This window comes from Halobellus sp. LT62 (assembly GCF_037031285.1).
Lineage (GTDB): Archaea > Halobacteriota > Halobacteria > Halobacteriales > Haloferacaceae > Haloquadratum > Haloquadratum salinisoli.
Genome location: NZ_JAYEZO010000002.1, coordinates 1,227,042 through 1,241,698 on the forward strand (window position 1 = coordinate 1,227,042; position 14,657 = coordinate 1,241,698).

Annotated in this window: 12 protein-coding genes; 4 read left to right on the top strand and 8 right to left on the bottom strand. The window is 66.7% G+C overall.

Translation table 11 applies throughout. The features are described 5' to 3' along the window. Positions 1-62: 62 nt before the first annotated feature. From U5919_RS15535 to U5919_RS15545, 3 genes are all read left to right on the top strand, one after another. Positions 63-986, top strand: coding sequence for a coiled-coil protein (locus U5919_RS15535; protein ID WP_336025480.1), 924 nt, complete (start codon positions 63-65; stop codon positions 984-986). 199 nt (positions 987-1,185) lie between these two features. Next, a complete protein-coding gene (locus tag U5919_RS15540; RefSeq protein WP_336025481.1) occupies positions 1,186-2,952 on the top strand; it encodes a Rieske (2Fe-2S) protein in 1,767 nt (588 codons plus the stop codon). 53 nt (positions 2,953-3,005) lie between these two features. Further along, entirely contained in the window at positions 3,006-4,112 is a 1,107-nt protein-coding gene (locus tag U5919_RS15545) for a DUF373 family protein (protein WP_336025482.1), read from the top strand. A gap of 39 nt (positions 4,113-4,151) precedes the next feature. Here the strand turns inward: U5919_RS15545 and U5919_RS15550 are convergent, their stop codons facing one another. The 4 genes from U5919_RS15550 to U5919_RS15565 form a co-directional block, all read right to left on the bottom strand. Then, the gene (locus tag U5919_RS15550; protein WP_345786353.1) at positions 4,152-4,976 is read right to left on the bottom strand and encodes an aldo/keto reductase; all 825 of its coding nucleotides are present in this window, start codon (positions 4,974-4,976) and stop codon (positions 4,152-4,154) included. 72 nt (positions 4,977-5,048) lie between these two features. Next, positions 5,049-6,284, bottom strand: coding sequence for a digeranylgeranylglycerophospholipid reductase (locus tag U5919_RS15555; RefSeq protein WP_336025484.1), 1,236 nt, complete (start codon positions 6,282-6,284; stop codon positions 5,049-5,051). A gap of 364 nt (positions 6,285-6,648) precedes the next feature. After that, a complete protein-coding gene (locus U5919_RS15560; RefSeq protein WP_336025486.1) occupies positions 6,649-7,512 on the bottom strand; it encodes a 2-oxoacid:ferredoxin oxidoreductase subunit beta in 864 nt (287 codons plus the stop codon). Then, entirely contained in the window at positions 7,509-9,263 is a 1,755-nt protein-coding gene (locus U5919_RS15565) for a 2-oxoacid:acceptor oxidoreductase subunit alpha (protein ID WP_336025487.1), read from the bottom strand. Before U5919_RS15565 ends, U5919_RS15560 begins: the two co-directional genes overlap by 4 nt. A gap of 255 nt (positions 9,264-9,518) precedes the next feature. Between U5919_RS15565 and U5919_RS15570 the strand changes: the two genes are divergently transcribed. Then, positions 9,519-10,163, top strand: a complete 645-nt coding sequence (locus U5919_RS15570) for an FAD-dependent oxidoreductase (protein WP_336025489.1) — start codon at positions 9,519-9,521, stop codon at positions 10,161-10,163. A gap of 34 nt (positions 10,164-10,197) precedes the next feature. On the opposite strand, the gene U5919_RS15575 is transcribed toward U5919_RS15570, so the two are convergent. The 4 genes from U5919_RS15575 to U5919_RS15590 all read right to left on the bottom strand — a co-directional run bounded on the left by U5919_RS15575 (position 10,198) and on the right by U5919_RS15590 (position 14,643). Continuing rightward, on the bottom strand, positions 10,198-10,986 hold the full coding sequence (locus U5919_RS15575) for an ABC transporter permease (RefSeq protein WP_425604232.1): 789 nt from the start codon (positions 10,984-10,986) through the stop codon (positions 10,198-10,200). Positions 10,987-11,081: 95 nt separating this feature from the next. Continuing rightward, positions 11,082-11,981 (bottom strand): ABC transporter ATP-binding protein, encoded by a 900-nt coding sequence (locus U5919_RS15580; RefSeq protein ID WP_425604225.1) that lies wholly within the window; start codon positions 11,979-11,981, stop codon positions 11,082-11,084. A gap of 14 nt (positions 11,982-11,995) precedes the next feature. Beyond that, complete coding sequence (locus U5919_RS15585) at positions 11,996-13,999, bottom strand: NosD domain-containing protein (protein WP_336025492.1); 2,004 nt, start codon at positions 13,997-13,999, stop codon at positions 11,996-11,998. After that, positions 13,999-14,643, bottom strand: coding sequence for a nitrous oxide reductase accessory protein NosL (locus tag U5919_RS15590; protein WP_336025493.1), 645 nt, complete (start codon positions 14,641-14,643; stop codon positions 13,999-14,001). Before U5919_RS15590 ends, U5919_RS15585 begins: the two co-directional genes overlap by 1 nt. Positions 14,644-14,657: the final 14 nt, after the last annotated feature.

Below are 14,657 nucleotides of genomic sequence, written 5' to 3' on the forward strand. Positions count from 1 at the left end.
ACAGCGATCGACGAGCGGCCGCCACGGTCCGGAGCGGTGATGGTATCGAGGATTGATCACGTATGGTGACGAAGCAAGACGTTCTTGACGAATACGACGTACAGGCACTAGAAGAATCTGACAACATCGAGCTCACAGACGAAAAGCTCGAAAACGGCTCGAAGGGGCAGCTCATCAAGGTTGCCGGCCAGCTTCGAGACCGACGAAACGACCTGAACCAGATGGCCTCCGAGCGCGCCTCCAAGCGCGACGACCTCAACGCCAAAACGCGCGAGAAGGTCGACGAGGCCCAAGAGCACCGCGAGAAACGCGACGAGCTCAACGAGCAGGTCCAAGAACACAAAGAGAGCCGTAACGAGCTCAACGCGAAGGCAAACGAGCTGTTCGACAAAGTCGAGCAGATGAAGTCCGAGCTCGAGCTCGACGACGGCAAGGACATCGAGGAGCTCCAAGAGGAGATCGAGCAACTCGAATTCCGCCAGCAGACCGAAGTCCTCTCGACGGAGGACGAGCGCGAACTCATCGAGAAGATCGAGGACAAGCGCGAAGAGCTCAGCGAGAAGAAGGAGAAAGTCGACGACAGCGGTGAACTCGAAGAGCTCATCGAAGAGGCAGAAGAGGTCCGATCGGAGGCCTCCCAGCACCACCAGAAGGTGACTGAGCTCGCCGACGAGGCCCAAGAGCACCACAACCAGATGATCGAGGCCTACCGCGAGGCCGACGACATCCGCGACGAGGCCGACGCGATGCACGAGCTGTTCGTCGAAGCCCAAGAGGCCGCCGACCGCCACCACGAGGACTTCGTCCGCGTGCAAAAGCGCCTCCGCGAGCTCGACAAGCAGGAAGAGCAGGAGCGCGAGGACGAGCGCGCCGAGGAGCGCGAGGCCGCCAAGGAGGAGGCCGAGGAGATCTACCAGAAGTTCAAGGAAGGCGAGACCCTCGACACCGAGGACCTGATGAAGCTCCAGAAGACGGGGCTTCTCTAGACGCCGGAGTCTGCGGCGATCTGCTGACGGTTCGGCCGCGCGGCCGATTTTTTTCTTTTTCATCTTGGGACAGCGTCGATTTTTCACCGAGAGAGCGTCGCTCGTCTCGCCGATAGTGTAAACCCGACCGGCGTCGTAGTTCGAGGAGGGTCCGACCGGACCGCCACCAAGAAGATGTGACACCGTCGGATTCCGCACTATGTCGACTGAATCAGACGACCCCTACGTTCGAGCAACGACCGTCGACGAGGCGAAGACGAACAGCCCACAGACGATTCGTGTCGACGGCCGCGTCATCGGCCTCTTCTACCACGAGGGGGAGTTCTACGCCACCGACAACCGGTGTCCGCACATGGGATTTCCGCTCACAGAGGGGTCCGTTGACGACGGGGTACTCACGTGCCCGTGGCATCACGCGCGGTTCGAGCTCTCTTGCGGCGACACGTTCGACCCGTTCGCCGACGACGTCCGGACCTATCCAGTCACGGTTCGAGAGGGCGACGTGTACGTCGACCCGAATCCGGCGCGTGATCGTTCGCCCGAGGAACACTGGCGCGACCGACTCGATCACAGCCTCCGGGAGAACATCGACCTGATCACGGCGAAGTCGGTCATCGGACTCGACGACGCCGGGGTATCGTACACGGAGCCGGTTCGAATCGGGATCGAGTTCGGCACACGCTACCGGGACGACGGCTGGGGGCGCGGGCTCACGACGCTAGTCGCGATGGCGAATCTCCTCGCGGACCTCCACCCCGAGGACCGACGTCGAGCCCTCTACGTGGGTCTCACGGCGGTTGCCGACGATTGCTCCGGTGAACCGCCGTTCTTCGTTCAGGAGGCGCTCTCGACCGATGACGTCGCCGCCGATCGGCTCGCGGAGTGGTTCCGAGAGAACATCGAAGTCCGCGACTCCGACGGGGCCGAACGCGTGCTCCGGGCCGCGATCGCGGCGGACGCCGACGAGTCGGCCCTCGCAGGGATGCTCGTCGCGGCCGCCACCGATCACCGCTATCTCGACTCCGGGCATCGACTCGACTTCGTCAACAAGGCGTTCGAGGCGCTCGATCACGTCGGATGGGAACACGTCGACGCGGTGCTCCCGAGTCTCGTCCCCGGACTCGCGTCCGCCGACCGAGCCGAGGAGAACTCGTCGTGGCGGCAACCGATCGACGTCGCTCAACTCTGTTTCGACGCCGCGGACGAACTCCCCGAACTGATCGAAGCGAGCGCGGAGCAGCGCAGAGCGGGCGCGGAGAAGCCGTGGACCGAACCGGACGGCGTTCTCGACGTCCTCTTGGGGGACGACCCTCACGAGATCATCGACGCGTTGACGGCGGCCGTCTCCGACGGGGCGAGCGTCGAGGATCTCGCGCTCCTCGTCGCTCACGCGGCCGGACGCCGCGTCGCTCACTTCGGCACGAGCAACGAGTTCCGCGACTGGAACACCGTCCACCACACCTACACGTACGCGAACGCGGTCTACGGACTCGGCCGGCGGACCGACGCCCCGGAGGCGTATCGCGGGGTCTTCGACGCCGCGATGTCCGTCTATCTCGACCGGTTTCTCAACACGCCGCCGGCCCCGCTTCCCGACCCGGGCGGCGACGGTGACCCCGGGGAACTCTTAGACGAACTACTCGCGTGCTTCGAGGTCGAATCCGACGAGGAGGTCAACCGGGCTGGCCGACTCACCGCCGAGTACCTCGCCGCCGGCGGGGACGCGGCGGAATTGAAGCGCGAACTCGGTGAGGTGCTCCTTCGAGAAGACGTCGGATTCCATCCCCGACAGAACCTCGAAGCGGCGTTCACCCAGTACGAAGCCGACGACGGGGAGCGTTCCCGAGTCCATCTCATCGCCGCGGCACGGTTCCTCGCCGCGCACACGCCGACCCGGCGAGCGAGCGAACAGACGTTCCGCATCGCCGAGCGGCTCAACCGGGGGGAACAGATCCACGAGGAGTAATCGGAGAGTGAGTGACCGAGACTTCTTTAACCGAGTCAATCGTTCTCAAGACCGTGACCACGCTCGTCCTCTGCGTCGACCGGTCCAACGACATCGGTCGGACCGCAGGGCTGGAGATGCCGATCATCGGCTGGGAGGCCGTTCAGTCGCTCGTCACCGACGTCGGACTGGCGGATCCGGAGGACTCGAGCGTCAATTGCTTATTAGAAGCGCTGCGCGTCGCCCGCGACCTCCGAGACGAGCGCGAGGAGACCGTCGTCGCCGTCGTCTCCGGCGGCACCGACTCGCTCGTCGGCGCTGACCGGTCGCTGGCGGCGCAGGTGGACTCCCTCGTCGACACGTACGATCCCGACTCGGCGATCGTCGTCCTCGATTCCGCCAACGACGAGCGAGTCGTCCCCGCCATCGAGAGCCGCGTTCGGATCGACTCGGTCGACCGGGTCGTCGTCCGTCAAGCGCACGACATCGAGTCGACGTACTACCTCCTCAAGCAGTTCCTCGGGGACGAGGAGCTGCGGACGACGATCCTCGTTCCCCTCGGTGCGACGCTGCTCTTACTGCCGATCCTCCTCTCGCAGTTCTCGCCGGCCATCGCGCTGGCGGGCCTCGCCTCGCTCTTGGGTGCCGTGCTGCTGTACAAAGGGCTCGCGATCGACGAACTCCTGTCTGAAGTCCCCGAGCGGACCCGAGAGGCGCTGTACTCCGGGCGCGTCTCCGTCGTCACCTACGCCGTCAGCCTCGGGTTGGGGCTCGTCGGCATCTTCCTCGGCGCGCTCTCGGTCACGCCGCAGGGGGGCCCCGAGTACGTCGTGGTCCGGACGATGCAGTTCACCCACAGCGCCGTGCCGTGGCTGGCGCTCGCCGCGCTAACCGCGAGCGCCGGGCGATTGCTCGACGAACTCATCGGTACGGACGAGATCAGCACGCCGTATCTGAACCTCCCGTTCGGCGTGGTCGCGCTCGGGCTCGTCGTCCGGGGCTTCGCGGGGTGGTTCCTCCAGCGAGAGGGCGTCCTCGCCGACCCCCAACTGTGGGGCGTCGTCGTGACGCCCCAGCAACGGCTCGCGGCGTTCATCGTCGCGGGTATCGTCGTGAGCGTCGTCGGCGTCCGCGTCGCCGCGAGCGTCACCGGCGAGTCGATCGACGACGTCGCGCAGTGAGTCGAGGAGACGGCGGTTTTTTCCGAGGGCGATCCCCGATCACCACGGCGCGAAACTCGGATCGACCTGCCGGTCGGTCCGATCGATCGCGTCGATGGCGGCGACGTCCTCGGTGTCGAGGTCGAGATCCAGCGAGCGCCAGTTGTCTAGGATGTGCGCCTCGCTCGACGCCTTCGGGATCGCGGTCACGCCCTTCTCGCGGAGCCACGCGAGCGACACCTGCGCCTCGCTGGCGTCGTGCTTCTCGGCGATTTCGGTGAGCTCGGGAACGTCGAACACCTTCCCACGGGCCAGCGGCGAGTACGCGACGAGTTCGACGTCACGCGCGGCACAGTGCTCGCGCAATTCCGCCTGTTGGAGCAGCGGATTCATCTCGATTTGATTCGCGAAGATCGGCGCGTCCGCGCGCTCGATCGCCTCGTCGACCTGCTCGGGCAGGAAGTTGCTGATCCCGATGCGGTCGATCCTCCCGTCGTCGACGAGTTCGTCGAACGCGCGGAACGTTCCCTCGGGGTCGTACGATCGCGAGGGCCAGTGGACGTACAGCAGGTCGACAGAGTCGACGCCGAGCCGTTCGAGACTCCGGTCGGCTGTCGCCAGCACGTCGTCGTACGCGAGGTTGTCGATCCAGACCTTCGTCGCGAGGAAAACGTCCTCGCGGTCGACGTCGGTAGCGGCGATGCCACGGCCGACGTGCTCCTCGTTCCCGTACGCCTGTGCGGTGTCGACGTGGCGATACCCCGCTTCGATCGCCGTCGCGACTGTCTCGGCGCACGCGTCGGGATCGTCGTTCTGCCACGTGCCGAGGCCGAGCATCGGCATCCCGTTCGCGAGCGGTGCGCGTCGCTGTTCGTGGTGACTCATACGCGAATAGAGGCCCGCCAATCGGTTAGGGGTTTGGACAGCGGGTGGTCCGTCGCTCGGCCGACCGTCGTGTCACTCGGCGAGTCGCTGTTTCGCGAACCGCGCGAGCAACGGCACGTCATCGAGATGTACGAGTTTCGAGAGGCTCCGAATGCTACCGCCGTTGGCGTCGCTGAGCGTTTTCACGTCCATCGCGTTCAGATCGGCCATCAGGCGGTCGTAGCGGTCGTTCGTAGCGAGGTACAGCAACTGGGTCATCGTCAACCGCGTGCGCATATCCGGCGCGACGCGGGCGTGCCAGAGGTCGTCGTAGACGGCCATCGCCTCGGCGGACGTGTCCGTTCGCGACCCCATCAGGCAGCGGTCCGCCGTGATGGCGGCGGCGCGCGCGGACTCCATACACTTGTGGATTCCCTCGCCCCATAGCGGATCGATAGTCGGCACGGTATCGCCGATGGCCATGAAACTGTCCGTGCTGAGGCTATCGGGCATCTGGATGTGGGCGCTGCCGCGGTGCTGCTGTTTGTCCGCTATCCGCCGGGCGTCAGCGAACCGGGGGTCGGTATCCAGCCAGTAGTGGAGGTGGTCGTCAATGCTCTTCGACGTGTCGCCGTACTGCTGGTAACTCTCGTTCTGGATGTAACAGAGGCCGACTTTCGCGGTGTCGCCGCCCGTGTGGAAGATCCACGAGTAGCCGCCGGGTGCGTACTCGTGGTCGAGGCGCAGCATCATCGCGTTCGTGAGATCCGCGAACTCGGGGTGATCGACGTCGACGCCCTCCATCTCCCACTCGATGCCGACCGCCTGGTTCTTCCGCTCGAGGCCGCAGACGTCGAGTTTCTTCGCGAGCGGTGCAGCCGGCCCCGTGGCGTCCACGATGATCTCGCCGTAGGCCTCCTCGTCGCCGGCGTACCGGACGCCGACGGCCTCGCCGTCCTCCACGATCGGGTTGTTCACGCGCGCCTCGAAGCGGTACTCCGCGCCGTGCTCGCGCCCTTCCGCGACCAGCCACCGCTTGAAATCCGCGAATTCGAGGACTGCACCGGGCTGGTTCTGGACGAAGTACTCGTTGGGGGACTCGAGGACGACCTCGTCGGTGTAGTTCATCACGACGTCGTCGGGAATCCCGAACGCGCCCGTCATCGACGCGAACGTCCCCGCCGTGGACTTGTTCGACTGCCGCGGGAACCCGTCTTCAGGTTCGGCTTCCAGCACGAGCACGTCGTACTCGCGCTGCGCGAGATCTCGCGCGCACTGTGCTCCGGCCGGCCCCGCGCCGGCGATAACGACGTCGTAGTACTCAGACATAGCGTATTTCCGTAGTGTGCGTTGGCTGCGTGCACCGAAATTCCGGTGCGGTGGTCCCGCGGACGCCGCGTTGCGGGCGCTGTCCGGCCCGCTCGCGTCCTCGACCGACTGTCGCGACGTCAGCGATCATTGTCACTCGTGGTAAGTCAGGCGGCGGGTAAAAAACACGCCGGAACGTTCCTGACGCCCGCGAGAGGGCGGAATACCGCGGAGAGCGATCACGGTGGGTGAGCCGCGCATCGGCGCGCGCAGCGCGCCGTTCACCGTGAGCGAGCGGAGGTCCCGAGAGCCGAGAGCGAACGGGAGCACGAGAGAACTCCGTTCTCCCGGAGCGAGCAAGGGTATCCACCGAAGTAAAAAGGTCCTAGTAGAACTCGCGGACGAGGTCCATCGCGCCCTCGGGCGCGCCCTCGTCGATTTCGGACATATTCGTATCGAGCCCGTGCTTCTCGCCGTACGGGACCGACTTCTCCGACTGCCAGATGACGCCTTGATACTCCTTGCTGGCGTCGAGGATCTTCTCTTTGGCGGCGTCGTAGTCGGTCGGGTCGTGTCCCTCCTCGGCGACGTCGACGAGGCTGTCGCGGAAGTAGTCGTAGGTGTCGACGTCGTTGAACGTCACGCACGGGCTGAACACGTTGACGAAGCCGAAGCCGTCGTGCTCGATTGCCTCTTGGACGATCTCTGCGTGCCGCTGGGCGTCCGTCGAGAACGACTGCGCGATGAACGTCGCGCCCGACGCGAGCGCGAGCGCCATCGGGTTCACCGGGGGCTGCTGCGGTCCCTCGGGCGTCGTCGACGTCTCGAAGTCCATCCGCGAGGTCGGCGAGGCCTGCCCCTTCGTCAGTCCGTAGATGCGGTTGTCCATCACGACGTACGTCATATCGACGTTGCGCCGGACTGCGTGAACGAAGTGGCCCGCGCCGATCGAGTAGCCGTCGCCGTCGCCGCCCGCGACCATCACTTCGAGATCGGGGTTCGCGAGTTTGACTCCGGTGCCGACCGGGAGCGCGCGGCCGTGAACGCCGTGAAGCGCGTACGAGCGCATATACGTCCCGATCTTGCCGGAACAGCCGATCCCGGCGACGATGAAGGTGTTGTCGGGGTCGTTGCCCGTCTGGGCCAGCGCCTTCATCATCCCGTTCATCGTCCCGAAGTCGCCGCAGCCGGGACACCACGTCGGTTGCTTGTCTGATTTGAAATCCGTGAATCGAACGTCCGAGCTCATTGGTCTGCCTCCTGAAGCGCCGCTTTGATATCGTTTGCGAGTTCGTCGGCCTTGAACCGCACGCCGTCGTACTTGTTCACGCGGTCGACGCGCGTGAGCGTGTCGTGCTCGACGACGTCGGCGAACTGGCCGGTGGCGTTACACTCGACGACGACGACGTTCTCCGCCGATTCGACCTCGTCAGTCAGGTCCGGTCGCGGGAACAGATACGGAACCGAGAGGAAGTTGACGTCGACGCCCTCCTCCTCGAGGAATTCGATCGCCTCGGTCATCGCGCCCTCGTTCGAGCCCCACGAGATGACGAGGTTCTCCGACTCGCTGTCGCCGAACTCGCGGGGTGAGAAGTCCTCTCGCTCCCGCGCGGTCTCGACCTTCCGGTTGCGCTTGTCGACCTGTTCGACGCGCATCTCGGTGTCTTCGGTCCGGCGGCCGAGTTCGTCGTGTTCGAGCCCCGTCGACATATGAACGCCGCCGTCGGTGCCGGGGAACGCCCGCGGGGAAACGCCGTCGTCGGTGAGCGCGTGGGCCTTGAACTGTCCCTTCTCGTTCTGCCACTCCTCGATCGACTCCTCGTCGACGACCTTTCCGCGGTCGACTTCGACGTCGTCCATATCGAAGGCCTCCGGCGGGAACGTCTGCTCGGTGACGGCCATCGCGAGGTCGGCCGCGATGTACACCGGCGTCTGGTACTTCTCGGCGAGGTTGAACGCTTCGACTGTCTTCCAGAAACACTCGGAAATCGACGTGGGACCGAGAACGAACCGCGGGATCTCGCCGTGGCCGCCGTACAGCATCATGTTCAGATCGCCCTGTTCCTGCTTGGTCGGCATCCCCGTCGAGGGACCCGAGCGCATCACGTCGACGATGACGAGCGGCGTCTCCGAGGTCGCGACGAGTCCGAACGTCTCGGTCATCAGATCGATTCCGGGCCCCGACGTCGCGGTCATCGACCGCGCGCCGGCCCGCGCCGCGCCGAGCGCGATGTTGATGGCCGACAGCTCGTCTTCGGCCTGCACGACGTGTCCACCGAACTGCTCGATCCGGCCCGTCAGATACTCCATCACGTCGGTCGCGGGCGTGATCGGATAGCCGGCGTAGAACTTACAGCCCGCGGCGATCGCGCCCATCCCGATCGCCTCGTCGCCGTTGAGCAGGACGTAGTCGTTGTCGGTCGTCTCGAGTTCGTAGTCGAACTCGTGGTCGTGCTCCTCGGCGACGTAGTCGCGGCCGGCACGGGCGGCCTCCTTGTTGTTGTCGACGAGCGACTGTCCCTTCGAGCCGAATCGCTTTTCGAGGGCGCTGTCGAGGTTCTCGATCGGGAAGTCCGACACTTCACAGGCCGCGCCGAGCGCGACGACGTTGCGCATAATCGCGCCGCCCGCCTCCTCGGCGAGCCGCTTCAGAGGGACGTCGAGACCGATCATTCCATCGGGGATCTCGACGTTCTCCATCGTGGTCCGGTCGCCGTCGTAGATGATCACCGAACCCTCGTGGAGCTCATCGAGGTTCTCGTCGATCGTCCGCGGCGTCAGCGCGATGAGGACGTCGAGACGGTCGACGACGCTCTGGACGGGGTCCACCGCGGTCCGAACTTTATACGCCGTGTAGCCGCCGCGGATCCGTGAGGCGAAGTCCTTCGACGTGAACACGTGCCGCCCCGCTCGCGAGAGCGCTTGGGCGAAGATTTTTCCCGTCGAGTCGATGCCATCGCCGGCCTCCCCGCCGATGGCCCAGTTGAAGTCCGCAGGCATGTGGCTAGGGGGTACCCTTGGACCGAAGAAAAGCCTTCTGAAAGGCCTTGAAAAAAGGGGTGGCGTGGTACGCACAAAACTTTACGAATATGATTCTAAATCGGCGTACTTCGGTAGTAACGTCTATCAATTCGCAAATATTGCGTCCATAACTGATCAAACGTAGATCTCGTACGCCAAACGTCGAGACAGTTCCGAACGTGGAATCGGCTTCGGAAGGCAACTGACTTTTCACCGGCACGCAAACGCCTGCGTATGGACGCAACAGTCGCCATCAGTGCGGTCCGTGACGTCGGACAGCGAACGGTCGCGCTCGAGTTGGAGTCGCCGGAAGGGTTCGACGCCGAGCCCGGGCAGTTCGTGAAGCTCTCGGCCACGATCGACGGCGAGGGATACGCCCGGTTCTACACGCTCTCCTCGCCCGGCGTCGACGACACGTTCGAGGTCACCGTCGGCGTCGACCCCGAGGAGGCGGGACCGTTCAGTCAGTTCCTCCTCGATCTCGAACCCGGCGATGGATTGGAGATCTCGGGACCGTTCGGCAACAGCTACTACGATGGCGAAGCCCGCGTCGTGGTCCTCGCCGGCGGTCCGGGGATCGGCCCCGCGGTCGGGATCGCCGAGGCGGCCGTCGCCGACGATCACGACGCCGCGATCGTCTACCGGACCGACGCCCCCGCCCACGAAGATCGACTTGACGACCTCCGAGATGCAGGCGCGGCTGTCACCGTCGTCGACGAGAGCGACGCCATCGACGAGGCGGTGAGCGCCGCGCTCACCGGCGACACCGACGAGCAGGTGTTCGTCTACGGCTTCGCCGGCTTCGTCGCCGACGCGGTGAGCGCCCTCGAGGCCGCGGGCGTCGACCCCGACGGGGCGAAGATCGAGAACTTCGGCTGACTTCGAAAGCTGGCACCTCGGTCGACTCTATCGCTCACTCCTCGATCGATTCGACCGCGGGCCAGACGCGCCAGATCGCGACGGCGAGGCTTCCGGTCCACCAGACGAGGAGGCCGACGCCGTTGAGGAGCGGCTTCCCGGCGGCCACCTCTGCGCCGCCGACCACGCCGACCGCACTTGAGAGGACGAGTCCCCGGAACGCGCTGTTCGGGCTGAGCGCCAAGAGCGCGGCAAAACCGTCTTCGGCGAGTACGCCGCCCGCAAGTCCAGCGACGAGCGCCGTGTCGATACCGAGCACGAGCGCCACCGCGAGCGCCAGTGCCAGCGCGAACGCCGTGCGGACGGTTCGGGTCGCCGCGGAGATGCCGACCGTCACCGCCAGCACGACCAGCGTGAACGCCGCCGAGAGCGCGACGAACCGGACGTATCGCACCCCCGAGTCGGCGGCGGCGGCGTTGACCGCGAGGAAGGTGGGGATGTCGGCGGTCAGGAACGGGACGAACAGCCCCACGAAAAGGAGCGTCCCGACGACGAGCGAGACGAGCACGAGCGCCCGGCCGAGGTAGACGCCGCCGACGTAGGCGACCCGAGACACGTCGAACGTTCGCAGCACGTCCAACTCGCCGGTCCGGCGGTCGCCGAGGATCGATCGGTAGCCGAACGCGACAGCCAACAGCGGCACCAGCACCTCGACGAACGTCAGCAGATCGAGTGTCAGCGGGACGAAGCCGCCACCGCCGCCCGTCCCGGCCCAAGCGACGCCGCCGACGCTCGCGGCGAAGGCCGCCGCGAGGGCGAGGAGCGCGGGCGTCCTGACGATCATCCGAAGCTCCCGCGTCGCGACCACGAAGAGGTCCTGCGGGATCGAAGTCGTTCGTTCCGCTCGGTCGCTCGTGTCATCTGTCGCCTCCGAGCCACTCATCGGCGATCACCCTCCCTCGTGCCTTCGCCATCACCGTCGGCTCCCGTCCCGTTCGCCTCCCGCTCCGGTTCCGATGGGCGGCGTCCGGTCCCGGCGCGAACGGTCGACGCTCCCGCCTCCGCTCGAACCGTTTCGAGGAAGGCAGCCGGCAGCGACGCGGTGTCGGTCCGTCTCAGCAGCGCTGCCGGAGACCCCGACGTCACGAAATTCCCCCGACCGAGGACGTAGACGGTGTCGGCGTGCGCTTCGACCGCCGGAAGCGCGTGCGACGCCACGACGACAGCCGTTCCCGCTGCGGCGAGGTCGGCGACGACGCCGAACAGCCGCTCGACCATCACCGGATCGAGTCCGCTGCCGGGCTCGTCGAGAATGAGAACCGACGGATCGCCGACAACGGCCGCTCCGACGCCGAGTAGCCGCGTCATCCCGCCGGAGAGCGAACCGACGTTCCGATCGGCGACGTCCGCGAGTCCGACCCGATCCAGTATCGCGTCGACGTCCCCGTCGTCGACGCCGTCCAACAGCTGCGCGTAGAATCCGAGCGTGTCGCGCGCGGAGAATTCATCGCGGAACGCGGGCCGTTGGGGGAGGTAGCCGACGCTCCGAGCACCCCGCTGGGGCCCGACCGACACCGACCCGGAATCGGGGGCGGCGATTCCCGCGAGGACTTGCAGAAGCGTCGATTTCCCGGAGCCGTTGGGGCCGACGACCGCGGCGACTTCCCCGCACTCGACCGACAGCGACACGCCGGAGAGCACGTCGACGTCGCCGAAGGACTGCGCGATCGACTGCGCGCGCAGGGCGATCGAGGCAGTCGGGGGCGAGTGTTCGCTCGCAGACGATTTCTCGCCGCTCGCGGACGGTTCCTCGCTGCCCGCAGGGTGGTCGTCGCTCACAGGAGGCTCCTCGCTCACGCTGCTTCACCCCCGGTGGTCTCGTTTGCGAGGTACGCCCTCGTCTCGGGGTGGAACGGTCGCGTCCGCGCGTCGGTGTCGACGACGCCCGACTGCCGCAGGCCCGAGACTGCGCCCTGAACGCGGCGCAGCGTCCCGACGGCGGGCGACTGCGCGAGCGTCGTCGCGCCCGGGGCCGCGCCGATCCGCGAGTCGACCGTTCCGGTCGGTCGGTACGGCCGGTCGTAGACGCCGTCTCCGTCGCCGTCGGCGATCGGCAGCGCGCCCCAGTAGTTGCCAACGCCGCCGTGAGACCACGTCCGGAGCGGGCCGATTCCCGACTCGACCGCCCGCTCGTTGCCGACGATGTCGTTTCTCTGCACCCAGTTCGACGGGAGGATGTCGTTCGCTCGCGCGCCGACCTCGTTTTCGAGCGCGACGTTGTCGACGAAGACGTTGCGGTCGCCGGCGATTTGCAGCCCGTACTCGTTGTCGACAACGACGTTGCGCGCGTAGTAGGAGTCACTGCCCGCGGGGACGACCCCGTAGGTGCTCTCGCGGACGTCGTTAGCGACGATCAGGTTACCGACCGGCCGCGTCATCACCATCACGCCCGCCTGCGCGTCGCGGACGGTGTTGTTCGCGACGAGCGACTCGGAGGTGTACATCTCGTGGACGCCGTAGCGGCCGGGTTCGGCGCGGTTATCGCGCACGACGCTCCCGTCCGCGCGGTGGGTGTAGACGCCGTCGCGACCGCCGAGGAACGTCGAGTCCGCCACGACGCTCGGCGCGCCGATGAGCACGACGCCCATAAACCCGTCTCGCGCGGTGTCGGCCCCGCGGACCGTCAGCCCCCGAATCGAGGACGCTGGGCTCTCGCGGACGATCACGCCGCTGGCGGGCGTGTCGATCTCGACGTTCGAGAGCGACGCGCCCGCCGCCCCGTCGAGGACGACGCCCGCGTCGCCGTAGCCGTAGGCCAACTGGACCGTCGTGTCCCAGTCCGTGGAGCCGTTTCTGCTGTCGCGTCCGCGGCTCCCGACGTCGCCGACGCCGGTGATGCTGAGATCGGAGACGGCCGCGCCGTCCGCGCGGACGTAGACGACGCTCCGGTTGTCGTCACCGCGTAGGACGGTCTCCGCTCCCGCACCGGCGAGCGTGACCGAGCGGTTCACCGTCACGTCGTCGACGTCGTACGTCCCCGCCGGGAGATAGACGGTCGTGTTCGGCGGCGCGGCCGCGAGGGCGTCCGACACGGTCGGGTCGCTCGCGACGCCTTCCGAGCGCCTCGAGTCTTCGGGAACGGCCGAGGCGTCCGAGCCGACGACGACGCTCACGGGACGGTCTCGGTTCTCGTCGGCGATCGGGGCGTCTTCGGCGGCCGCGACGGTGTCGTTCGCCCACGCGTGGCGGGACTCGATGGACCGCTCGAACCGATCTAGGCGGGCAGAGAGTGGGTCGCCGACCCGCGACTGAACGGCCTCCCAGTCGACGACCTCGCCCCCGTGTGCGTCGGCGAAGGACTCGGCGTCGGCGCGCTCGGAGAACGCGACGGTCACCGATCCCGACGGAATCGCCGCGTCGCTGCCGACGACGTAGAAGGCTGTCTCGGCGGGCGTCCAACCGACGGAGCGGCCGCGCTCGGGCACGACGAACCCCTCCTCAGTCAGCGTCGGCGAGACCGTCGAGAGATCCGAGACGTAGACGGCGAGCGGGTCGCCGAACTGTCGCTGCGCGCCCGGGTCGCCGAGCTCGCTCGCGGCCGTCTCGATGCCGACGTAGCCGACGACGTAGCGGTACCCCGAATAGAACACTTCGACCCGCGGGAGGACGAACCCCTCGTCGTCCGCGCGGCGGGCGTCGACGCCGGTGCCGCCCATATCCACCGTGTCCGCGAAATCGACCGGGCGTAGCGACTCGCCGCTCGCCGGCGTCAGAAGAAACGAGAGGCTCGCGGCGACGAGCGCGACGCTCACTGCCGCCGTCAGCCACCGGGTTCCGGTCGGCGAGAGGAGCGCCATTACATTCCGAGTCCGGCGATCACTTCCGGCGTGACGCCGTCGTGAGCGAGGAGCGACCCGCCGAACTCCGATTGGAACGCCTCGGCGTCGGACTCGTCGCTGAACCCGATGAGGTCTCTGCCCATCGCACCCTTGACCTCCGAGTCGGCGACGTACGTCAGGTCCGTCGCCGGAGCCAACGCCGACGCCTCGTAGTGCTGTGAGATCAGCGTGTCGCCGCCGTCCTCGAACGTCTCGTAGTCGACGGTGGAGTAGTCGGTGACGTAGAAGGCGACGTCCTCCCAACCCTCGTCGTCCCGCTCGAACTCGTACTGATAGGCCTCCCACGTGCTGTCGAAGCGGGCTGGGTTCTCGTGCCCCTCGGGCTCTCGATCCGCGTAGAAGATCTCGGCCGTCGGACCGGGTTGCTGTCGAATCGTCATCCCGCAGACCTCGCAGGTGGCACCCTCCGGAATCGTGATCGCCGCGGGAGCCTCGTCACCGCTTTCCCCGTCGCCTCCACTGCCGTCACCGCCGTCGCTCCCGCCGAGACAGCCCCCCAACGACACGGCGAGTGCGCCCGTTCCCGCGAATAAGAACCGTCGACGACGGACCGCCCGGGGGTTCGTCCGTCGCTCGTCGTCGACCGGCTGTTCGTCGTGCATACCCGACAGTACGG